Origin of the sequence: Synechococcus sp. Lug-A (genome assembly GCF_024345655.1) — a bacterium.
Taxonomy (GTDB): domain Bacteria; phylum Cyanobacteriota; class Cyanobacteriia; order PCC-6307; family Cyanobiaceae; genus MW101C3.
In genome coordinates this window covers 50,057-69,856 of sequence record NZ_JAGQBN010000018.1, presented here as the reverse complement: position 1 = coordinate 69,856, position 19,800 = coordinate 50,057, and the positions used below count along the sequence as shown (strand labels likewise).

22 protein-coding genes are annotated in these 19,800 nt (G+C 67.2%); 7 read left to right on the top strand and 15 right to left on the bottom strand.

Annotated elements, in window-relative coordinates; genetic code table 11:
* Together KBY86_RS12985 and KBY86_RS12980 are read right to left on the bottom strand one after the other, a co-directional pair.
* Nucleotides 1-523: GDP-mannose 4,6-dehydratase (locus KBY86_RS12985; protein ID WP_255141412.1), on the bottom strand; the 523-nt coding region annotated here is incomplete at its 3' end.
* 160 nt (nt 524-683) lie between these two features.
* Entirely contained in the window at nt 684-1,904 is a 1,221-nt protein-coding gene (locus KBY86_RS12980; protein ID WP_255141410.1) for a hypothetical protein, read from the bottom strand.
* Between the two features lie 65 nt (nt 1,905-1,969).
* On the opposite strand from KBY86_RS12980, the gene KBY86_RS12975 reads away from it, so the two are divergent.
* Entirely contained in the window at nt 1,970-3,127 is a 1,158-nt protein-coding gene (locus KBY86_RS12975) for a hypothetical protein (protein ID WP_255141409.1), read from the top strand.
* A gap of 22 nt (nt 3,128-3,149) precedes the next feature.
* On the opposite strand, the gene KBY86_RS12970 is transcribed toward KBY86_RS12975, so the two are convergent.
* Nucleotides 3,150-3,410 carry a hypothetical protein gene (locus KBY86_RS12970; protein WP_255141408.1) on the bottom strand — a complete coding sequence of 87 codons (261 nt, stop codon included), beginning with the start codon at nt 3,408-3,410 and terminating at the stop codon, nt 3,150-3,152.
* A 38-nt stretch (nt 3,411-3,448) separates the two neighbouring features.
* Here KBY86_RS12970 and KBY86_RS12965 point away from each other — a divergent pair, with 38 nt between their 5' ends.
* Nucleotides 3,449-4,345 carry a bifunctional 2-polyprenyl-6-hydroxyphenol methylase/3-demethylubiquinol 3-O-methyltransferase UbiG gene (locus tag KBY86_RS12965; RefSeq protein WP_255141407.1) on the top strand — a complete coding sequence of 299 codons (897 nt, stop codon included), beginning with the start codon at nt 3,449-3,451 and terminating at the stop codon, nt 4,343-4,345.
* Between the two features lie 18 nt (nt 4,346-4,363).
* Here KBY86_RS12965 and rfbB read toward each other — a convergent pair whose 3' ends face one another.
* The 6 genes from rfbB to rfbA all read right to left on the bottom strand — a co-directional run bounded on the left by rfbB (nt 4,364) and on the right by rfbA (nt 8,670).
* Entirely contained in the window at nt 4,364-5,443 is a 1,080-nt protein-coding gene (rfbB, locus tag KBY86_RS12960; protein ID WP_255141405.1) for a dTDP-glucose 4,6-dehydratase, read from the bottom strand.
* 144 nt (nt 5,444-5,587) lie between these two features.
* The gene (locus KBY86_RS12955) at nt 5,588-6,007 is read right to left on the bottom strand and encodes a type II toxin-antitoxin system VapC family toxin (RefSeq protein ID WP_255141404.1); all 420 of its coding nucleotides are present in this window, start codon (nt 6,005-6,007) and stop codon (nt 5,588-5,590) included.
* Nucleotides 5,998-6,258 carry a type II toxin-antitoxin system Phd/YefM family antitoxin gene (locus KBY86_RS12950; protein WP_255141403.1) on the bottom strand — a complete coding sequence of 87 codons (261 nt, stop codon included), beginning with the start codon at nt 6,256-6,258 and terminating at the stop codon, nt 5,998-6,000. Before KBY86_RS12950 ends, KBY86_RS12955 begins: the two co-directional genes overlap by 10 nt.
* 42 nt (nt 6,259-6,300) lie before the next feature.
* A complete protein-coding gene (gene rfbD, locus KBY86_RS12945) occupies nt 6,301-7,206 on the bottom strand; it encodes a dTDP-4-dehydrorhamnose reductase (RefSeq protein WP_255141401.1) in 906 nt (301 codons plus the stop codon).
* Nucleotides 7,203-7,793, bottom strand: a complete 591-nt coding sequence (rfbC, locus tag KBY86_RS12940) for a dTDP-4-dehydrorhamnose 3,5-epimerase (protein ID WP_255141399.1) — start codon at nt 7,791-7,793, stop codon at nt 7,203-7,205. Before rfbC ends, rfbD begins: the two co-directional genes overlap by 4 nt.
* Nucleotides 7,783-8,670 carry a glucose-1-phosphate thymidylyltransferase RfbA gene (gene rfbA, locus KBY86_RS12935; protein ID WP_255141398.1) on the bottom strand — a complete coding sequence of 296 codons (888 nt, stop codon included), beginning with the start codon at nt 8,668-8,670 and terminating at the stop codon, nt 7,783-7,785. Before rfbA ends, rfbC begins: the two co-directional genes overlap by 11 nt.
* 11 nt (nt 8,671-8,681) lie before the next feature.
* Here rfbA and KBY86_RS12930 point away from each other — a divergent pair, with 11 nt between their 5' ends.
* Nucleotides 8,682-8,819, top strand: coding sequence for a hypothetical protein (locus tag KBY86_RS12930; RefSeq protein ID WP_255141396.1), 138 nt, complete (start codon nt 8,682-8,684; stop codon nt 8,817-8,819).
* A gap of 187 nt (nt 8,820-9,006) precedes the next feature.
* Here the strand turns inward: KBY86_RS12930 and KBY86_RS12925 are convergent, their stop codons facing one another.
* Nucleotides 9,007-10,002 carry a GDP-L-fucose synthase gene (locus KBY86_RS12925; RefSeq protein WP_255141394.1) on the bottom strand — a complete coding sequence of 332 codons (996 nt, stop codon included), beginning with the start codon at nt 10,000-10,002 and terminating at the stop codon, nt 9,007-9,009.
* Between the two features lie 114 nt (nt 10,003-10,116).
* Here KBY86_RS12925 and KBY86_RS12920 point away from each other — a divergent pair, with 114 nt between their 5' ends.
* Together KBY86_RS12920 and KBY86_RS12915 are read left to right on the top strand one after the other, a co-directional pair.
* Nucleotides 10,117-10,380 carry a type II toxin-antitoxin system Phd/YefM family antitoxin gene (locus tag KBY86_RS12920; protein WP_255141392.1) on the top strand — a complete coding sequence of 88 codons (264 nt, stop codon included), beginning with the start codon at nt 10,117-10,119 and terminating at the stop codon, nt 10,378-10,380.
* Entirely contained in the window at nt 10,377-10,769 is a 393-nt protein-coding gene (locus KBY86_RS12915; RefSeq protein ID WP_255141390.1) for a type II toxin-antitoxin system VapC family toxin, read from the top strand. Before KBY86_RS12920 ends, KBY86_RS12915 begins: the two co-directional genes overlap by 4 nt.
* Nucleotides 10,770-10,777: 8 nt before the next feature.
* Here KBY86_RS12915 and gmd read toward each other — a convergent pair whose 3' ends face one another.
* From gmd to KBY86_RS15250, 3 genes are all read right to left on the bottom strand, one after another.
* A complete protein-coding gene (gene gmd, locus KBY86_RS12910; RefSeq protein ID WP_255141388.1) occupies nt 10,778-11,926 on the bottom strand; it encodes a GDP-mannose 4,6-dehydratase in 1,149 nt (382 codons plus the stop codon).
* An 82-nt stretch (nt 11,927-12,008) separates the two neighbouring features.
* A complete protein-coding gene (locus KBY86_RS12905) occupies nt 12,009-14,492 on the bottom strand; it encodes a glycoside hydrolase family 9 protein (RefSeq protein ID WP_255141387.1) in 2,484 nt (827 codons plus the stop codon).
* Nucleotides 14,493-14,615: 123 nt separating this feature from the next.
* Nucleotides 14,616-15,308: a response regulator transcription factor gene (locus KBY86_RS15250; RefSeq protein WP_255100146.1), complete on the bottom strand. Its 693-nt coding sequence runs from the start codon at nt 15,306-15,308 to the stop codon at nt 14,616-14,618.
* Between the two features lie 102 nt (nt 15,309-15,410).
* Here KBY86_RS15250 and KBY86_RS12895 point away from each other — a divergent pair, with 102 nt between their 5' ends.
* The gene (locus tag KBY86_RS12895; protein ID WP_255141385.1) at nt 15,411-15,914 is read left to right on the top strand and encodes a cupin domain-containing protein; all 504 of its coding nucleotides are present in this window, start codon (nt 15,411-15,413) and stop codon (nt 15,912-15,914) included.
* Between the two features lie 51 nt (nt 15,915-15,965).
* Here KBY86_RS12895 and KBY86_RS12890 read toward each other — a convergent pair whose 3' ends face one another.
* Nucleotides 15,966-17,288, bottom strand: a complete 1,323-nt coding sequence (locus KBY86_RS12890; RefSeq protein ID WP_255141384.1) for a histidinol-phosphate transaminase — start codon at nt 17,286-17,288, stop codon at nt 15,966-15,968.
* Nucleotides 17,289-17,371: 83 nt separating this feature from the next.
* Between KBY86_RS12890 and speG the strand changes: the two genes are divergently transcribed.
* Nucleotides 17,372-17,896: a spermidine N1-acetyltransferase gene (gene speG, locus KBY86_RS12885; RefSeq protein ID WP_198948267.1), complete on the top strand. Its 525-nt coding sequence runs from the start codon at nt 17,372-17,374 to the stop codon at nt 17,894-17,896.
* A gap of 4 nt (nt 17,897-17,900) precedes the next feature.
* On the opposite strand, the gene argS is transcribed toward speG, so the two are convergent.
* A complete protein-coding gene (gene argS / locus KBY86_RS12880) occupies nt 17,901-19,757 on the bottom strand; it encodes an arginine--tRNA ligase (protein WP_255141382.1) in 1,857 nt (618 codons plus the stop codon).
* Between the last annotated feature and the right edge of the window lie 43 nt (nt 19,758-19,800).

The following is a 19,800-nucleotide window of genomic DNA, read 5'->3' as shown; positions in this document are numbered from 1 at the left end:
GGTAGTTCACCGTGATCCAGTAGGCATAGAGCTTCGCCACCCCATAGGGGCTGCGCGGATAGAAGGGTGTGGTTTCCTTCTGCGGTATCTCCTGCACCAGCCCATACAGCTCACTGGTGCTGGCCTGATAGATGCGGGTTTTCGGTGTGAGCCCCAGCATCCGCACCGCTTCCAGGATGCGCAGCGTGCCCAGGGCATCGCTGTTGGCGGTGTACTCCGGCGCCTCAAAGCTCACCGCCACATGGCTCTGGGCGCCAAGATTATAAATCTCATCCGGCTGCACCTGCTGGATGATCCGGATCAGATTCGTGCTATCGGTTAAATCGCCGTAGTGCAGCGTGAGCCGCGGATCCACCTCATGGGGATCCTGATAAAGATGATCGATGCGCGCCGTATTGAAGCTGCTGGCGCGGCGCTTGATGCCGTGCACCGCGTAGCCCTTCTCCAGCAGCAGCTCGGTGAGGTACGAGCCATCCTGGCCGGTGATGCCTGTGATCAGTGCGGTTTTGGCGGCTGGGGGCACCGGCGGGCTTCGGCGTGGATTCGTTGCCAACAAACTACGCCGAGAAGGCAAAAAAGTCTTGCCTGGTCCGGTGGGTCACGTGGCTACTCACACACGTCACGATCGCGCAGGCCTGCGCATCAAGGAATAGGGGACATTGCCGTTCTTGCTGTTGGGATGGCTACCGCCATGGCGTTTCACCCAGGCGCTGCACGCACCACGCCCCGAAGCTGCCGTGGAGCGCAGCGCCGTGCGGTGCCGCCGCCGGCAGCGCTGTGGCGGCTGCCGCCAGCGCCGCCAGCCAGGCGGCTTCATCGTGGCCGTCGGGCCGCTGCCAACCCACCCCCAGCTCCACCGCCTCCGTCGCCAGCCAGCCCTCGCCGTAGCCGGCCGCCGCCGCCGGCAGGCCCAGCGCGGCGCGGCTGGCGGCCCATTGCCACACCATGCCGCTGCTGCGCTGGCCGTAGCGCCGTGGGTCGTAGGCCAGCAGCGCCACCGGGCAGCGCGCCAGCCAGTGCTGCATCGCCCCGCTCTCGATCTCTCCCTCCAGCAACACCAGGCCGATGCTGGCCGCCTCTGCCCGCTTCAGCAGCTGCCGCTCCTGCGGCTCCAGCCCCGTGTGGCTGTGGCGGTGAAACAACCAGCCCCAGCCGGCCCGCGCTGGCGGCACCCCCTGCGCCACCAGCCTCTCCAGCACCGCCAACGCTTCCGCCCTGCCCTTGCCGGCTTTCAGGTCGCCCCAATGCAGCAGCACCAGTGGCGGTGCCGCGGCCGGCAGCAGCTGCGGCGTGCACCCAGCTCCCACCACCGCCGGGTGCACGCCTCCATCGCTCAGCCCGGTGGCCACCAGCAATGGCGCATACAACCGCTGCTGCTGCCGGCTCGGTAAGGCCAGCATGAGCTGGTGGCCCTGCTGCGCCGCCGCCCTGGCCAACGCCGCCAGCGCCACCCGGCAGCAGGCCGTGGCCTGGGCGTCGCCAGCGGCGCCATCCAGCCGTTCCCCTGGCGCAAACATCAGGCTCACCAGCACCCTCGCCGCCGGCGCCCCTGCCAGGTAGCGCGCCAGCCCCAGCAACTGAAACGGCAGCAGGCTGTGGGCCAGCCAGGCGCTCACCGGCGCAGCTGGCGCCGCCGCCGCCAGCGCCAGCTGCTGCTCCAGCCGCCGCGCCAGCTGCAACGCCCCACCCAGTTCCAGCCACAGCCGCGGGTCCACGTAGCCGCAGCCGCTGAACACACCCCGCAGCGGCTGCGGTGCCGTGGCCTCCGCCTCCAGTGCCACATCCGCCCACAGCTCCGCCTGCCACCCCCCCTGGCGCAGGGCCGCCAGCAACGGCCGGTTCACTTCGCCGTGGTGCCCCACCGTGCTGGCGTAAGCCGGATCCACGATTACCAACCGGGCCATCGCACGCCAACCCCGCCGCCGGCAACGTAGGCGACAGAATCCTGTTCATCCATTCCGGGGTGCCGATGGCCGATCTGCTGGAGCTGGGCCGGCGCGGCCATCACACAGAACTGGCCCAGCACGCTGCCGCGGCACGCTCCGGCGCGGCTTGGTCGGCGGCTGCCGCGCTGGAACTCGCCTGCGCCTGGCTGCTGGCCGGTGATCTGCGCCAGGCGGATCTCGCTGTGCTGGAGGCCGATCAGTGCGACCCCTCCCTCGGCCTGGTGCCGGATGTGTGGGGCCTCTGGCCCGCACCAGCCGCCCAAGAGGGTGCGGAGCGCCAGCAGGCGCTGGCCTGGGCGGAGCGCTACCGCGACTGGCGCCGGCCTGATCCCCAGGCCCTCTGGCAGCAGCTGCTGCCCCGCCTGCAGGCCCATTGGAAGCTGGCTCTCGAACCCGATCTCGGCGATCTGCTGCTGATCCTTTCCCGCACCTCTGAGGCGGCGTCCGCGCCCCTCGATCCGCCCCTGCAGCCGGAACTGGCGCGCCTGGTGGGCGATGCCGAGATCGCCGCCGAACCCGCCGCCAGCAACCGCTACTGGCAGCTGCTGGCCAGCCTCTGGCCCCAGTGGGCCCTGGCCCGCATCCGCGCGGCCGATCTCGCCCTCGCCCGCGGTGAACTGGAGGCCAGTGGCCGCTGGCTGCAGGAGCCATCACCCGCCGCCCAGGCCAATCCCTGGTTCCACGATGTGGTGGCCCGCCACGCCGTGCAACGCGGCGCTGTCGACGCCGCCCTTGACGCCTGGGCGGAAGCGATCCGCATGGCCCAGGCCGATGCCAGCACCACCGCCCTGGCGGAGCTGTTTGAGCAGCGCCGCCGCGAGGCCCGGCGTGGTCCGGGGGTGCTGCAGGTGCGCAGCCTCGCCAACCGCGGTGAGCCGCAAGCCGCCGGCGCCCTGCTGGAGCGGCTGCTGGCCGACGACCCCCAGTGGCAGCCGCTGCGCAGCCTGAAGGAGCAACTGCGCGCAGGGCTGCCCTCAGCCGCTGCGGCCGGGCCCGCTGACCCGCCTGGTGGGATGGCGGAAGGCAGGGACGCAGGCCCCGATTGGCTTGATCGGGCCACGGCGCGGTTGCAGGCCCTTGGTGTGACCCCACCGCCCCTGCCCCCGCAGGCACCTGACGCCGACATCGACGCCATCACGCGCCGGCTCAGCGACTACGAAGCCCGCTTCGCGCTGGCCTGATCGCGGGTTGGCCTGCACAGCATCAGCCCTGCCGTTCCACCCGCTCCAGCAGCGCCTCAATCAGGCCTTCCGCCCGCTGCAGCTGTTCGCGCTGGCGCTGCACCAGCTGCTCCTGCTGCTGCTGGGCTAGGTAGGTGCTTTCCAGCTCTTCCTGCACCTGCTGCAGCATCAGCAGATTCAGCTCCGCCTCATCGCGGGCCTCCTCCAGCTGGCTGCGGAGGCTGACGATCTGCGCCTCCAGGTGCTGGGGGTCGGCGGCTGTGGCGCGGGTGGGTTCGCTCATCGGCGATACCTTAATCAAGTTCCCTGAGTAACAATCGATTGGAGCCAAAGGTCGCTGTTGCCTCATCCCCCTCCGCGGCCGCGCCCCATGTGGAGGTGCAGCGGTTCACCGATTTCGCTGGCTTTGAAGCCTTCATCCAGCGCAACCATCACCTCTGGAGCCACCAGGTGCAGCAGGCCCTGCGCCTGATCGCCCTCAACGGCATCCTCGATCCGATCAGCGGAACCGCCCTGCCGGCCAGCGCCCTGCAGCTGAAGGGCAGCAATTACCGCGAAACCCTGGAGGTGCACGGCTGCCTGGCGCGCCATCGCGCCCTGTGGTTGTTGATGCAGGAGCTGATCAACAGCGGCGAGCTGCCCGCCGTCGCCGAGCTCGACCTCTACTGCCCTGAAGCGATCACCCCGTTCGCCCAGCTCCTGCGCCAGCGCTTCCCCCGGGTGATCGGCAGTGAATACCTCCCCGATCCAAGCGATCCGCAACGCGAGCACTTCTCCCATCAAGACCTCTGCGCCCTCACCCTGGGCGATGCCTGCGTGGATCTGGTGCTCTGCAACGAGCTGTTCGAACACCTCTACGACCTGCCCGCCGCTCTGTCGGAGATCGCCCGCATCCTGCGGCCCGGCGGCCATCTGGTGGCCACCTTCCCCTTCGCTTACAACCGCTACGCCACGATCGTGAAGGCACGCCACCGCCCCAGTGCGGCGCCAGGCGTGGCGGCTGAGGCAGAACTGCTGGAAGAAGCGGAGTATCACGGTGATCCCGTGCATCCCAAGCAGGGCAGCCTTGTGTATCAGATTCCGGGTTGGGAGTTGCTCGATCAGGCACGCCACGCCGGCCTCGCCACCCCCACCATCCATTGGGTCGCCGCCCCCAGCTATGGCATCCTCGGCCAGGAAATTCCCGCCGTGATGGTGCTGGTGGCGGGTCGCGCCTGAGCACTGGCCGCAAGCGCATCAACAGCGGCGCTGGTGCTCCAGATACCAGCGCACCGTGTCCGCCAGGCCCTCTTCAAAGTTGTGGCGCGGCTGCCAGCCAAGTTCGCCGCTGATGCGGGTGGGATCAATGGCGTAGCGCCGGTCATGTCCTGGCCGGTCCGTCACCGATGTGATCAAGCGGCTGTGAGGAGCTCCAGTTGGCTTCAGCTCATCCAGCAGGATGCAGATCGCCTCCACTACCTGCTGATTGGTGCGCTCTCCATGGCCTCCCACGCAATAGCTGCCGCCCAGCTCCCCACGATTCGCCGCTAGCAGCAGCGCATCCACGTGATCCTCCACATACAGCCAATCACGCACATTGGCCCCATCGCCATAAAGCGGAATCGGCTCGCCGGCCGCCGCCTTGAGGATCACCACCGGGATGAGCTTTTCCGGGAACTGCCAGGGGCCGTAGTTGTTGCTGCAGTTGGTGAGCACCACGGGTAATCCAAAGGTGTGGTGCCAGGCGTTCACCAGGTGGTCGCTGGCGGCCTTGCTGGCTGAATAGGGGCTGCGCGGGTCGTAGAGGGTGGTCTCCGAGAAGCGCCCCGTGGGCCCCAGCGAGCCGAACACCTCATCGGTGGAGATGTGATGGAAGCGGAAAGTGTCGCGGCGTTCAGCCGGTAGCTGCTCCCAGTGGCTGCGCACCGCCTGCAGCAGATGGAAGGTGCCATTCACGTTGCTGGCGATGAACGCTCCGGGGCCCTCGATCGAGCGGTCGACATGGCTCTCGGCCGCCAGATGCAGCACCAGATCCGGATCGGCCTGGCGTACCGCCGCCGCCGTGGCCTCGGCGTTGGTGAGGTCCACCCGCAGCAACTGGTGGCGGCTCTGCCCATCGGGGCTGAGGGCCCGAGGGCCGAGCTCCGCCAGTACCCCCTCGATGCTGGTGAGATCGCTGGCGTAGCCGCATTTGTCGAGGTTGAACACCAGCGCCTCGGTTTCGCGCAGCAGCCGGCGCACCACCGCACCGCCGATAAACCCGGCGCCGCCGGTCACCAGGATGCGGTGGCGGCCGGCGAGCAGGGCGGAAACGTCAGGTGAGCTGGTTGCAGACATGAGCGATGCGGGCAATTCGTGATGCAGGACGCGTGGGCAAAACTGGCGGCGATCGGAATCGGGCCGCACTGCTTAGGGCGGATGAAGCGTCTCAGGATCTGGATCCGGCGCCGCCCTGGTGGCGGCCGGGGTTTGCTGAGCTGGTCACGATTCCAGCTCCGCTTGCCAGGGATTGTGGGTCGCCACCCCGGTTGGTGTGAAGTGCCGCAGATTGCGTGTCACCACCGTGAGGCCCCGCTCCAGCGCCGTCGCAGCGATCAGCAGGTCGGCGCCGTCGTGGCCGATCTCGGCGGAGAGCTGCCCCCAGCGACGCGCCACCCCCACGTCCACAGGCAACAGCCGATCGCCATACAGCCGCAGCAACTGGTCTAGCCATCCCGCCAACTGCAGCGCAAATCCGGCATCGGTTGTGCGCCTGCGGACAATGCCCCGTTCGATCTCGCCGATGCTCACCACACTCAGAAAACAATCCTCCTGCCGCTGCCTGCCGATCCAGGCCACCACACCCGGATCACGCTGGCGCAGCCGCAGCTCGGAGAGCACCATCGTGTCGATCAAGAACACCGGAACTCCCTCGGCGTCAGGGGCATCCGCTCGAAGCCTTCGTCGTCTTGCGGCATCTGCAGCAACAGTTCGGACAGCGAGGGCGCGTTGGCCACGTCGAGGCGCTGCAGCCGCTGGTAGTCCTCGGCCGACAGCACCACACTCACCCACTTGCCACGGCGCGTCACCATTTGTGGTTGGCCCAGGGCGGCCGCATCCACCACCGCGCTGAAGCGGTTCTTGGCGTCCTGGAGGGTCCAGATGGCATCCATGGCTATGGTGGCTAGCTGATCCAGCTAGCCTAATGGTGGCGATCACGCCACGGCCTCCAGCAGCTGACGCAGCGCCTGACGCCAGTGCAGCGCGGGCATGTCCAGAACGTGGCGGGTGGTGGAGGTTTCCAACAGCGAATAGCTGGGGCGTTGCGCCGGGGTGGGGTAATCGGCTGTGGTGAGCGGGTTCACAGCGGCCATTCGCTCCAGGAGCCCCAGCTCCACGCTCAGCTCGCCCACCGCCACGGCCACGTCGTACCAGCTGGCGGCACCGGCCTCGCTCCAGTGCAGGATCAGCGGCAAAGGCCTGGCTGGTGGTGAACCGGCCTGCTCCATCAGCCGCCAGCATGCCGCCGCCAGGGTGAGCGTGCTGGTGGGGCAGCCCACCTGATCCGCCACCACACCGATCTGCTGCTTCTCCCGGTGCAGCCGCAGCATCGTGAGCGCAAAGTTCCTGCCCACGGGCCCCATCACCCAACTGGTGCGCAGGATCACGCCCTTGCCGCCACTGCCGAACACGTCTTCCACCGCCTCCTCGCCGGCGGCCTTGCTGCAGCCGTAGACCCCCAGCGGCGCACGCTGCTGCTCCGTGCGATACGGACTGCCCTGCTGGCCGTTGAACACAAAATCAGTGCTCACCTGCAACAAGCGTCCGCCGCTTTCCAGCAGCGCCTCGGCAAAGGCGCGCGGCGCGGCGCCGTTCACGGCCAGGGCCAGCTCCGGCTCGCTTTCGGCCTTGTCCACCGCCGTGTAGGCGCCGCCATTGAGCACCCAGTCGGGACGGTGTGACCGCACCGCCGCGCGGCAGGCCTGGGCATCCGCGAGATCCAACGCCATCACGCCCTCGCCGCCACTGCGACTGCTGGCGATCAACTCCACCCCCTCGGGCACCTGCTGGCGCAGGGCCTGGCCTAGCTGGCCAGCAGCGCCGGTGAGCAGCACTTTCACGCGAACACCTCCCCGGCGGCCAGCGCCTGCGCCAGCGTGGGAGCGGCGGCATCCTTCACGGCCAGCAGCGGCTCGCTGTTCCCCAGCGGCGCCAGCGGCCAAGCGATCGCCACCTTTGGATCGTTCCAGCGCAGCGAGCGCTCGCAGGCCTTGCTCCAGAAGCCGCTCGCCTTGTACAGCACCTCGGCTGATTCGCTGAGGGTGAGGAAACCGTGGGCAAAGCCCACCGGCACCCACAGCTGCTGCTGGTTGCCTGCACTCAGCTCGGCAGCCACCCACTGGCCGAACGTGGGCGAGGGGCGGCGCATGTCGACCGCCACATCAAAGATGGTGCCGCTGGTGCAACGCACCAGTTTCCCCTGGGGCTCAGGTTCCAGCTGGTAGTGCAGCCCTCGCAGCACGCCACAGCTGGAGCGGGAGTGGTTGTCCTGAACAAAGGTGGTGGGCGTACCCACCGCTGCATCAAAGCGGCGCTGGTTCCAGCTCTCGAAAAAGAAGCCCCGCTCATCGCCAAACACCTGCGGCGTGATCAGCAGCGGCCCCTGCATCACCGCGCCGCTGGCCGTGCTGAGCTGCTCAACCTGCATCGCTTCCCTCCTGCAGCAGCGACAGCAGGTAGCTGCCGTAGCCGCTCTTCTTCAGCGGCAGGGCCAGCCCCTCCAGCTGCTCGCCGCTGATCCAGCCCTGCCGCCACGCCACCTCCTCTGGACAGCCCACCTTCAAACCCTGCCGGTGCTCCAAGGTGCGGATGTAGCTGGTGGCCTCGTGCAACGAATCGCAGGTGCCCGTATCCAGCCAGGCCATACCGCGGCCCATCAGCTCCACCCTCAGCAGCCCCTCCTCCAGATACTGCCGGTTCAGATCGGTGATCTCCAGCTCACCCCGCGCCGAGGGCTGCACCCGCTCGGCCCGCTCCACCACGGTGTTGTCATAGAAATACAGCCCCGTGACCGCATAGCGCGACTTCGCACGCTTCGGCTTTTCCTCCAGGCTCAGCACCCGGCCCTGCGCATCAAAATCCACCACCCCGTAGCGCTCTGGATCACTCACCGGGTAGGCGAACACCGTGGCCCCCACACCGCCGCCACTACAGGCCTGCAACTGCACGCTGAGGTCGTGGCCGTGGAACAGGTTGTCCCCCAGCACCAGTGCCACCGGTGCCCCATCCAGAAATCTGGCACCGATCAAAAACGCCTGGGCCAACCCATCCGGGCTCGGCTGCACCGCATAGCGAATGGCCATCCCCCAGGTGCTGCCATCGCCCAGCAACCGCTCGAACGACGGCTGATCCACCGGCGTGGTGATCACCAGCACATCGCGAATTCCCGCCAGCATTAACGTGCTCAGCGGGTAATACACCATTGGCTTGTCATACACCGGCAGCAACTGCTTGCTCACCGCCTGGGTGATCGGATGCAGACGCGTGCCGCTGCCACCGGCCAAGATAATTCCTTTACGCATCATCCCTTGAAGCCATGGCCAGCAAGCTCACGCAGCCGCAGCCTAAGCATGAAAGCAAAGGATTTCAACCCCGGCTTCGGCCAACCCAAGCGCTACTGAACTCGCAACAGATCATGGTTGCAGTTTCCACATTCATCACGTGGCAGATCTGATTTCTGCTAGTGAAAAGATCCAGAATCATTACATCCAATCCTCCTGGCCGCACCTTACACACGCGCGCCGATAGTGAGCCTTTCGGTGGTAATGCTCACTATCGCCATGGCCGCCTCAAGCAGGCTCCAGTGAACCTGCTCCACCCCAAAAAGGCACACCCTTCGGGCGCAGTCACCTGGATGGGGGCTAAAGCCTCGCGCTGCCACTGCTGGCGAATTCGGCCACCGTGCCCGCCAGCCCCTCCGCCAACGGGATGCGGGCGCGCCAGCCCAGCGCCGCCAGGCGGCTCACATCCAGCTGCTTTTTCGGGGTGCCGTCGGGCCTGGTGCTGTCCCACTCCAGGCTGCCGGCAAAGCCGGTGGCCGCGGCCACCGCTTCCGCCAGCTCGCGGATCGTGAGATCCACGCATGTGCCCACATTCAGAAACTGCAGCTCCTGGGGCCCCGGCTGCCAGCGCTCCAGCGCAAACACACACGCCTCGCCCAGATCATCCACATGCAGGAACTCCCGCAACGGCGTGCCGGTGCCCCAGCAGGTCACGCTCGGCGCCTTGGCCTGGGCCGCCTCATGAAACCGACGGATCAAGGCCGGCAGCACATGGCTGTTGGTGGGGTGGTAGTTGTCGCCAGGCCCATACAGATTGGTGGGCATCAGGCTGATCGCATCGAAGCCGTGCTGGAGCCGCAGCGCCGCACACAGCTTGATGCCGGCGATCTTGGCGATCGCGTACCACTCATTGGTGGGCTCCAGCGCGCCGGTGAGCAGCGCCTCTTCCCGGATCGGCTGCTCAGCAAGCTTCGGGTAGATGCAGCTGCTGCCCAGGAACAGCAGCCGCCGCACCCCGCTGCGCCAGGCGTTTTCGATCACGTTGTTCTGGATCTTGAGGTTGTCGAGCAGGAAATCAGCCGGATAGCTGCTGTTCGCCGCAATGCCCCCCACCTTCGCGGCCGCCAGCACCACCACCGTGGGCTGATGCGCCGCAAACCAGGCCGCCACCGCCGCGCCATCGAGCAGATCGAGCTCCTCGCGGCCGGCGGTGAGCAGGACGCCGCCCTGGGCTTCATCCCCATAGCCGGCGCGCTGCAGGGCCCGCACGATCGCGCCGCCCGCCATGCCGCGGTGGCCCGCCACGAAGAAGCGGTCGGCTGGGGTGATCAAGGGTGTGGTGGAGGTGGTGGTCATGGCTTGAACAACCTGTTCAAGAGCTGCACTCCAGGCCTGCGGCCACGAGCCTGAGCTCCCGCTTGGTCCACCAGTGGACTAAGCTTGATTGGTTGGCAGCCGCCCCTTGTCGCCATGCACACGCCTTTCACGCGGATCGTGAACGTGCACGAGGCCAAAACCCACTTCTCGCGGCTGATCGATGCCGCCCATGCTGGTGAAACCATCGTGGTGGCCAAAGGCGGACGCCCCTGGGCGCGGCTGGTGCCTCTGGAGCAGCCCACACCCAAGCGCAATCCCGGCGTGTTGCGCGGGATCATCACCCTGCCTCCGCCGGAGGTGCTGCTCGAACCGCTGCCGGAGGAGGAGCTCGCCGCTCTGGAAGACCCCCTCCTGTGAGCACTGCTTTGCTGCTCGACACCCACGCCCTGCTCTGGTGGCTGGCTGAACCCGATCGCCTCTCTCCAGCAGCCCATGCCGCCATTGCCGATGACACGGCACGGGTGCTGGTGAGTGCGGCTTCCGGCTGGGAGATCGCCACCAAGGTGCGCTTGGGCAAGCTTCCCGCCGCCACTCCCCTGCTCGAGCAGCTGCCCGCCATGTTGGCCGCCCAGGGGTTCGACCTGTTGCCGATCGAGCTGCGCCATGGCCTGCGGGCGGGCAGCTACGGGATGGCCCATCGCGATCCCTTTGATCGCTTGCTGGCCGCCCAGGCCGAGCTGGAGGCCCTCACCCTGTTGAGCGTTGATCCAGCTCTCAGGGCCTTTCCCTGCAACCTGCTCTGGTAAGCGCGCCATCACCCCTTGCCTCCGGCCGCCGCCGTCGCCGACGGGTTGGTGGGCGGGTTCTCCATCGATCCCACCACCTTGAAGCCCTTCAGCCGCAGGATCGCCTCCTTGCGCGCTTCCTCCTTATCGGCCGCCACCATCTCGGCCACCAGCTCCTCCAGGGTGCTGGTGGGCGTCCAGCCCAGCTTCTCGCGTGCCTTGGTGGGATCCCCCAGCAGCGTTTCCACCTCCGCCGGCCGGAAATAGCGCGGGTCGATGCGCACCACCACTTCGCCGCTGCTGCGCTTGCCGATCTCCTCGGTGCCCGTGCCCTCCCACTCGAGCTCCCCCCAGCCCAGCTCCAATGCCGCCAGCTCGATGAAGCGCCGCACCGTTTCCTGCCGGCCCGTGGCGATCACGAAATCCTCCGGCGGCCCCTCCTGCTGCAGCATCCGCCATTGCATCTCCACATAATCCCTGGCGTGGCCCCAATCACGCAGCGAATCGATGTTGCCCATGTAGAGGCAATCCTCCAGCCCTTCGTTGATCCGTGCCAGGCCGCGCGTGATCTTGCGCGTCACAAACGTTTCACCCCGCCGTGGTGACTCATGGTTGAACAGAATCCCATTGCAGGCATACATGCCGTAGGCCTCGCGGTAGTTCACCGTGATCCAGTAGGCATAGAGCTTCGCCACCCCATAGGGGCTGCGCGGATAGAAGGGTGTGGTTTCCTTCTGCGGTATCTCCTGCACCAGCCCATACAGCTCACTGGTGCTGGCCTGGTAGATGCGGGTTTTCGGTGTGAGCCCCAGCATCCGCACCGCTTCCAGGATGCGCAGCGTGCCCAGGGCATCGCTGTTGGCGGTGTACTCCGGCGCCTCAAAGCTCACCGCCACATGGCTCTGGGCGCCAAGGTTATAAATCTCATCCGGCTGCACCTGCTGGATGATCCGGATCAGATTCGTGCTATCGGTTAAATCGCCGTAGTGCAGCGTGAGCCGCGGATTCTCTTCATGGGGATCCTGATAAAGATGATCGATGCGCGCCGTATTGAAGCTGCTGGCGCGGCGCTTGATGCCGTGCACCGCGTAGCCCTTCTCCAGCAGCAGCTCGGTGAGGTACGAGCCATCCTGGCCGGTGATGCCTGTGATCAGAGCGGTCTTGGCGGCTGGGGGCACCGGAGACGTTCAACGTCGTTTCTGATTCACAAACTACGACGAGCAGCCGACATCGACGTGACAACTCCTCCGGCCGCGCCGATCACACGATCGCCAGTGCCGTGAGCGATCCGGTGAAGCCGGTGATCTCCACGATGGCGTCGTTGGCGGATTGGAAGCCAGCCAGCCCATCATTGAGCGCCAGGAAGGTGCGGCTGCCGCCGCTGGCGCCAAGGCTGAAGGTGGCGGCACCGTTGGCAGCGAACGCTGTGGGGGTCAACACCGCCGCCAGTGCCGTGGCGCTGAGGTCAGCAACGCTGCCCAGCTCACGCAGATCCGCAGCCGACACCTCCCGGGGGCCATCGATGCGATCGCTGCCGATGGCCAGATCTGTGATCTGATCACTGGCGTTCAGCAATGAATCGCGCAGGCTGGTGATGCGGAACGTGTCTGCGCCAGCCAGGCCGGTGAGCGCATCAACAGCGGCGCTGGTGCTGATCACATCGGCGGCGGCACCGCCTGTCTTGAAACTGGGGTTGACACTGCTGAAGCCAAGCCGGCCACCATCACCGAACAGCGCCGTCGCCGTGAGTGCGCCGCTGTTGCCCAGGGGCCTTCCCTGGCTGGCGTTGAAGCCCACGTTCACGCTGCGGCCCGGCTGAATCGTGCTGGCCCAGGCATCACCGGTCACGGTGTGGCGAAACAGGCCGCCCGCCAGCGCCGTGCTGCTGATCCGCACCCCCCAGGGTGTGCTGGTGGGACGGTGCGGGCTCTCGAAGCTGAAGTTCCAGCTGTTCAACGGCACTGTGCCGGTGTTGGTGAGCGTGAGTTGCACCGTCATGCCACCCGTCCAGATCGATCCGCCCACGGACACCGCCAGGTTCGGGTTGGAGGTGAGCGGAATGCCGTTGAGGGTCTGGGGCAAGGGAGCGCCGGGGACGGGCGTTGGCGTTGGAGCTGGAGTGGGTGTCGGGGTTGGAGTCGGGGTTGGAGTTGGTGTCGGGGTTGGAGTGGGAGTGGGCGTCGGGGTAGGTGTGGGGGTTGGGGTTGGTGTTGGTGTTGGGGTTGGAGTTGGTGTTGGGGTGGGTGGCACCGGCGTTCCGCCGCCGCTGGTTCGTACGGAAATGCCCGGCAGAGCATCGAGCTGGGCATCGGTGAGCGCCTGCCCGCCGCGACGCTCCACGCTGCGGGCGAAGGCACCGGCCAGGCCAGCGTTGTAGTCGATCGCCACCTCATTGGCGACGAAGTCGTCGCGGCGGTCCTGATAGGAGAAGTCGTCGGAACTGGTAGGGCCACCCACCAGGGCGCCGTAGAGGATGTGGGCGTTGGGCAGGCCGTTGCGGAACCCATCCCAGCCCACACCTGAGGCGGCCCGGTGATGGGGCTGCCGGGGTGCATTGGCCCCAAAGCCCACCAGATAGCTCGACCGGCGCGGATTGGCACCAAGGATGTAATCCACCGTCCCCTGAGACAGCCGGCTGAAGGCCCCACCCGGGTCGCGCACGTTGTCGGCGTACACATCCGCCAGGAAGGCCGTGTTGGCGGCATAGCGCAGCGAGCCCCACTGGCTGATATGGCGCAGGCCGCCGGCACTGATCGTCACGCCGTTGCCGCCGTTCACCCAGTTGTTCAACCAGAGCTCCACGTCCTGCTGCACGCGGGCCGAGCCCGTGTCCTCCGCCAGGATCACCGCCGTGGCATAAGACGCGTCGTCCCAGTTGCCGGTCCAGCCCCGCGAAAGGCCGCCGATGTTGCTGGTATAGATCGACAGGGCCTTGTCGCGGTAGGCCGTGCCACTGCCGCCCGCCGCCGTGACCGCCCGCGACAGCCAGGCCGCGCCATAGGCCAGCTCATCGTTGAACCCACTCCAGGAGTTGTAGTAATTGCGCACCTCCGGAATCGAATCGGAGTAGCGGCCCCGGTAACGATCGGCGAAGTCGTACAGCGAAATGGCGCGGGTCAGCAGCACATCGGCGTAAGCGGCTTCGCCGTTCTGGCGGAACAGCACCGAGGCGGAAGCCAGCGCTGCGGCTGAGCCCGCCGCCACATCGGAGCCGGGCTTGCTCGGTGTCACCGCCATGGCCGGACGGGCAATGGTCTGGCTTTCCGGCGAGCTCCACAAGGCGTGGTCGGCCGCCACATTGCCCACCTGCGCCACGAAGAACCGCGTCGCTCCCGCCGCATCAACGGCGTGGGCCTTGAGCAGGTAATCCGTGCCCCAACGCACCGCATCGAGCAGTTCGTCGGTTTGCCCCGAGAGGGCATAGCCATCGGAGAACTCGATCCCGCCCCAGGAGAGGGTGGCCAGGGTGGAAGCGAGCGGCAGGCTGAACTTGGAATGGTCGCCGGCATCGTGATAGCCGCCGGTGAGATTCAGCGTCAGCCCGGCCTGGAGGTTGGCGGCGGTTTGCCCACCGAAGTACACCCCGTCGGCGCCGTCGCGCAGGCCGGAGTCACCGCGCCAGTCGATCCGCTTTCTGGCTTCGTCAAGGTCGCCAGAGCGCTGCGCCTCATAAAAAAGGAAGTTCTTCTGCAGCGCCTCGGCGTAATTGAAGCCCATACCTGTGAGTGGATCGACGCTGGACATCGCGCAAAACAAATCGCTGCAACGGTCCTACGCCGGATGTCCCCGCCGGGGCGACCCCCATCGGAGGGTGGTTGGCGGCTCCGCTGAGGGTGGGCGCCACGGCAGCCGTGCGGGCTGCAGCCATCAGCGCAGCCGGATCAGCCCCTGCCGCAGCGCGATCACCAGGGCCTGCAGACGGTTGCGCGCCCCCATGTTCTGCAGCAGACGCTTGGTGTACGACTTCGCCGTGTTCGGGCTGATCATCAACCGCTCGGCGATCTCCCGGTCGGTGAGCCCATCGGCGAGGCCCTCCAGGATCTGGTAATCCCGCGGGCTGAGTTCGCTGATCGGCTCCGGCATCGGTTGATTCCGCATCGAGGCGCTGCGGAAGTGGCAGCCGCCCAGCGCCGCCAGCACCGCCGCCTGCAGCGCCCCGCTGTGGAAGGTCATGTCGCATTCCGCCACCAGCCCATCGATCCAGGCGGCCCGAACCAGTGCCGGCTCGGGACAGGGCCCTGTGCTGATCACGATCACCTTCAAGGCGGGGTAGCGCTCCTTGGCGGTGGCGGTGAGGCTGAGCACGTCACCGCGCTCCAGGCTGTCGGAGCACACCAGCAGCCCGTGTGGCTGCTGCGCCAGCCGCTGGAGGCAGCTCTCGGCATCGGTCACCGCGCAACCGATCAGGCCATAGCCGAACAGACCGATCGTGTAGCGCAGCAACAACGGCTCCTGGCCCATCGCCAGGGCCACCCGCGGCGGGATCGCCGTGGAGAGCAGCGCCCGGCGCATCACCGTTCGCCGAATCTGCACAACGGGGAGATCGGCGGTGAAATCCACAGCGGCCGCAACGGGAGCAGAGCAAGGGCAGGCTATGGGGATGGGCGGGCGATGGGCGGGCCTGCACGCCAGCGAACCAGCCCCCAGACTGCCCAGCGAGAGATGCCCGCCGCCCCGATGGCCCTGCAGGTTCAGAACAAGCGTCCGCTGAGCGGCTGTCGTCCCTGGCTGGCTCTGCTGCTGCTGGGCGGCAGCCTGCTGTTGCCCATGCCGCCCGCCCTCGCTGATGGGGAGCCGGCCGCTGTGAAGGTGCGCACCCTGGTGAAGGCCGGCGAGGCCTGGAACGGCACGCGGCTGCCCGCCTATCCCAAGGGCGAACCGGAAATCACCGTGCTGCACATCACCATTCCGCCGGGGGTGCAACTGCCGATGCACACCCACCCAGTGATCAACGCCGGCATGTTGATCCGCGGCCAGCTGCTGGTAACCAGCAAGGAGGGCGCCCGCCTGCAGCTGAAGGCCGGTGAAGGGCTGATCGAGATGGTGAATCAGCCCCACTACGGCACCAACAACGGCAACGAACCGGCCGAGATCGTGGTGGTGTACGCGGGAGAGAAAGGCAAGCCGATCACCGTGCTCGAACCGGCCGCCGCCAAGGCGCCCTGAACGCCGGGCCGGCGTGGCAGGCCCAAGCCCACAGACACACGCCGGCAGCCCTCAGGCCAGCCCTTCGATGCGCCGGTACGCCGCCCAGAACTGCTCCATCTGCTCGGTGGTGCCCAGGCTCACCCGCAGCGCGCCATCGATCAGGGGCTTGCCGGCCATCGAGCGCACCAGGATGCCCGCCGCTCGCAGTTCGGACTCCACCACGGCCGCCGGCCGCAGCGGCCAGAGCAACAGATAGTTGCCACCGGCGGCGTGATAGCGCACCCCGGCGGCCACCAGCTGCTCCAGCAACCAGGCCCGCGCCCGCAGCACCTCGGCCACGTAAGCGTCGGTGTAGGCCTGATCAGCCAGGGCCGCATGGGCGGCGGTCACGGCAAAGCTGTTGACGTCGTAGGGGCCGCTGACCCGGCTCACCCGGTCCACCAGGGCCGGTGCCCCCACCGCAAACCCAAAGCGCAGCCCGGCGAGCCCGGCTGTTTTCGCCAGCGAGCGCAGCACCAGCAGGTTCGGGTAGGCCGCAAAGGGGTCGGTGCCTGCTGCTGTGGACACTCCTGGGGAGGGCGCTCCATTCCCGCTCAGCAGCAGTGGCAGCACGCTGTCGCCGGTGAAGGCCTCGTAGAGCTCATCGACCACCACCAGCGTGCCGGGGGCAGCGGCCGCCAGCTCCAGGATCCGCTGCGGCGCCAGCCGGGTGCCGGTGGGGTTGTTGGGATTGCAGATCAGCAGCAGCCGCGGGGCTGTGGCGGCGAGAGCCGCCTTGATCTCCTCAAACGGGAAGGCGAAACCGGGCAGCCGGTAGGGGATCGCTTCGATCTCCATGCCCTGCATGCGGGCGCAGGGGGTGTAGTAGCCGAAGGTGGGGCTGGTGGTGAGCAGCCGTTCGCCGGCGGCGCCGTAGGCGTGGAACACGGCGTGCAACGCCTCATCCACCCCGTTGAACAGGCCGATATGGGCGGGTGTGAGGGTGCCGGAGCCGGGAAGGCTTTCGGTGTCGGAGTCTGAGCCGGGGCCGGGGCCGGTGACAGATTCGGCGGCAAGCGAGGCGATCACCGCCTCCCGCAGGCCGTCGTATTCGGGGTAGATCGCGTAGTGATCGGGCGGAATGGCGCGCACCGCCGCCACCACCTTCGGGCTGGGCCCCACAGTGTTCTCGTTGAAATCCAGCCGCAGCAGGCCGCGGCGCCCCTCCAGCGGCGCGCTGTAGGCCGTGAGCGTTTCCACTTCCGGGCGTGCCGGCGGGCAGGGGGAAACGGCCGGGCGATCGCCGGAGCTGGGGCTGTTCACAGAAGCGGCCTCACGGCGACGGGGAGCATCCACCAGCAGCAGCCTAAAGAGGCTCCAGACGCCGCCCCTGAGGCAGCGGCGGCCAGGCATGACCCTGCCGCCGATGCAACACACAGCCGGCTCAACCTGGCGTTCTGAAGCAGAATCGAATCCTGGATAGGGAGGAGGATCTGGTGACAACAACCGATCTGGTTCTGCGGGCCCTTGAGCGCGGCGACCTGAGATTCATTCACGACCAGGTGAACAACAGAAGCGTGATGGCTTACTGGTTCGAGGAGCCCTATGAATCCTTTGATGAGCTCGAAGAGCTCTACAGCCGGCACATCCATGACAACGCAGAGCGGCGCTTCGTGGTGGAAACCAGGGAAAAGGAATTGATCGGGCTGGTGGAACTGATCGAGATCGACTACATCCACCGCCGAGCGGAATTTCAGATCATCATCGCACCACACCATCAAGGCAAAGGCTTCGCCCGCTTCTGCATCCACAAAGCGCTTGATTATTCCTTCACCATCTTGAATCTGCACAAGATCTACCTCTCCGTGGCCGTCGACAACGCCAAGGCCCTGCACCTCTATCAAGACTGCGGCTTCGCGGAGGAAGGCCACCTGGTGGGCGAATTTTTCATCGAAGGCCGCTACCGCGATGTGAAGCGCATGTACATCCTCCAGGAGGATTACCTGGCCAGAGCCCAATAGCCGTTCACATCCGCTCCAGGGTGGGAATGCCGAGCAGGCCAAGCCCCAGCTTCAAGGTGGCCGCCGTGAGGCGGCAGAGCGCCAGCCGCGAACTCCGCGCCGGTTCCTCGGCCTTGAGCACCGGCACCTGATCGTAGAAGCGGTTGAACATCTGGCTCAGTTCGAACAGATAACTGCACAGCCGGTTCGGCAGCAGTTCCTCCTCCACTTCGGCGATCACGCCGTCGAACTTGAGCAGCTCCCGCACCAGCGCCCACTCCTGCGGCTCGCTGAAACTGAGCATCTCCGGCAACGGTGAATTTGCGACACCGGCAGCCGCATCCGCCCCGGCGCCTCCCTTGCGGGCGATGCCGGCGATCCGCACCACCGCATAGAGCAGATAGGGGGCGGTGTTGCCGCTGAGGGCCAGCATGCGATCGAAGCTGAACTGGTAGTTGGTGATCCGGTTGGTGCTGAGGTCGGCGTACTTCACCGCCGCCAGGCCCACGGTGGTGGCCACCTCGGTGATGAAGTCCTCCTCTTCCTGGCGTTCCTCCTCCGCCAGCCGACGGCGCAGGTCGGCCTCGCAGCGCTCCACCGCCTCCTCCAGCAACTCCTTGAGTCGCACCGTGTCACCGGCGCGGGTCTTGAGCTTCTTGCCGTCTTCCCCCTGCACCAACCCGAAGGGCACGTGCTCCAGCCGCCCGTCCTCGGGGATCCAGCCGGCGCGGCGGGCCACCTGGAACACCCCGGCGAAATGGCTGGCCTGGCCGGCATCGGTGACGTAGATCACCCGCCGCGCCCCATCGCCTGCTGGGGGCGCCGCAAAGCGGTAGCGGATGGCGGCCAGATCGGTGGTGGCGTAGTTGAAGCCGCCGTCGCTCTTGCGCACGATCACCGGCGGGGCCTTGCTGGCGCTGCCGTCCTCCGCTTCGAGGAACACGCACTGGGCGCCGCCATCGCTCACCAGCAGTCCGGTGGCGGCCAGATCCGCCACCACCGCCTCCAGATAGGGGTTGTAGAAGGATTCGCCGCGCTCATCGAGGCGGATGTCGAGGGCGTCGTAGAGGCGCTGGAATTCCCGGCGCGACTGATCACACAGCAACTGCCAGGCGCGGCGGCTGATCGGATCGCCGCTCTGCAGCTTCACCACCTCCTCACGCGAAGTGGTCTGGAAGGCTTCATCGCTGTCGAAGCGGGCCTTGGCCTGGCGGTAGAAGGCCACCAGATCGCCCAGATCCACCGCGTCAGCGGTGATAAGCGCCTCGGGCGCCTCCTGCTTGAGATGGGTGATCAGCATGCCGAACTGGGTGCCCCAGTCGCCCACATGGTTGAGCCGCAACACCGGATGGCCGCGAAACTCCAGCACCCGCGCCAACGCGTCGCCGATGATCGTGGAGCGCAGGTGCCCCACGTGCATCTCCTTGGCGATGTTGGGGCTGGAGAAATCCACCACCACCGGCGCCGGCGCCCCGTTACCGCTCTGCTCGGCCACCGTGGGCACCCCCAGGCGCGGATCCCTCAGCCGCCCGGCCACCTCCGCGGCCAGCCGCTCCGGCCGCAGAGTCAGGTTGATGAAGCCGGGGCCGGCGATCTGCGGTTCCAGGCAGAGCGCGGTGAAGGCCGGATCGGCCGCCAGCTGCTCCACGATCGCCATGGCAATGGCCCGTGGCGCCTGGCGGAGCGGCTTGGCGAGGGGCAGGGCACCGTTCGCCTGAAAATCACCGAAGTCGGGCTTGGTAGCCGGCGCCAGCTGCGGATCCAGCCGCAGGCCCCCTGCCCCGAACATCTGTGAGATCTCCTCGCCCATGGCTTCCACGGGGAAGGCCCGCTGCATCGCCGCGCGCAGCTGGCTGTCGAGGGCTTGGGCGAGGCGGAGCATGGGCAGCGGGGCAGAAGCAGGGCGCTCCCGGCAGGGGGGAGGC

Coding starts and splice junctions, on each gene's coding strand:
- KBY86_RS12970 (WP_255141408.1), bottom strand. CDS start 3,410: ATGAGCGAACCCACCCGCGCCACAGCCGCCGACCCCCAGCACCTGGAG.
- KBY86_RS12950 (WP_255141403.1), bottom strand. CDS start 6,258: ATGGATGCCATCTGGACCCTCCAGGACGCCAAGAACCGCTTCAGCGCG.
- KBY86_RS12890 (WP_255141384.1), bottom strand. CDS start 17,288: ATGCCTGGCCGCCGCTGCCTCAGGGGCGGCGTCTGGAGCCTCTTTAGG.
- rfbB (WP_255141405.1), bottom strand. CDS start 5,443: ATGTCTGCAACCAGCTCACCTGACGTTTCCGCCCTGCTCGCCGGCCGC.
- KBY86_RS12895 (WP_255141385.1), top strand. CDS start 15,411: ATGCCCGCCGCCCCGATGGCCCTGCAGGTTCAGAACAAGCGTCCGCTG.
- KBY86_RS12920 (WP_255141392.1), top strand. CDS start 10,117: ATGCACACGCCTTTCACGCGGATCGTGAACGTGCACGAGGCCAAAACC.
- KBY86_RS12930 (WP_255141396.1), top strand. CDS start 8,682: ATGGCCAGCAAGCTCACGCAGCCGCAGCCTAAGCATGAAAGCAAAGGA.
- KBY86_RS12980 (WP_255141410.1), bottom strand. CDS start 1,904: ATGGCCCGGTTGGTAATCGTGGATCCGGCTTACGCCAGCACGGTGGGG.
- KBY86_RS12905 (WP_255141387.1), bottom strand. CDS start 14,492: ATGTCCAGCGTCGATCCACTCACAGGTATGGGCTTCAATTACGCCGAG.
- rfbA (WP_255141398.1), bottom strand. CDS start 8,670: ATGATGCGTAAAGGAATTATCTTGGCCGGTGGCAGCGGCACGCGTCTG.
- rfbC (WP_255141399.1), bottom strand. CDS start 7,793: ATGCAGGTTGAGCAGCTCAGCACGGCCAGCGGCGCGGTGATGCAGGGG.
- KBY86_RS12925 (WP_255141394.1), bottom strand. CDS start 10,002: ATGACCACCACCTCCACCACACCCTTGATCACCCCAGCCGACCGCTTC.
- KBY86_RS12975 (WP_255141409.1), top strand. CDS start 1,970: ATGGCCGATCTGCTGGAGCTGGGCCGGCGCGGCCATCACACAGAACTG.
- argS (WP_255141382.1), bottom strand. CDS start 19,757: ATGCTCCGCCTCGCCCAAGCCCTCGACAGCCAGCTGCGCGCGGCGATG.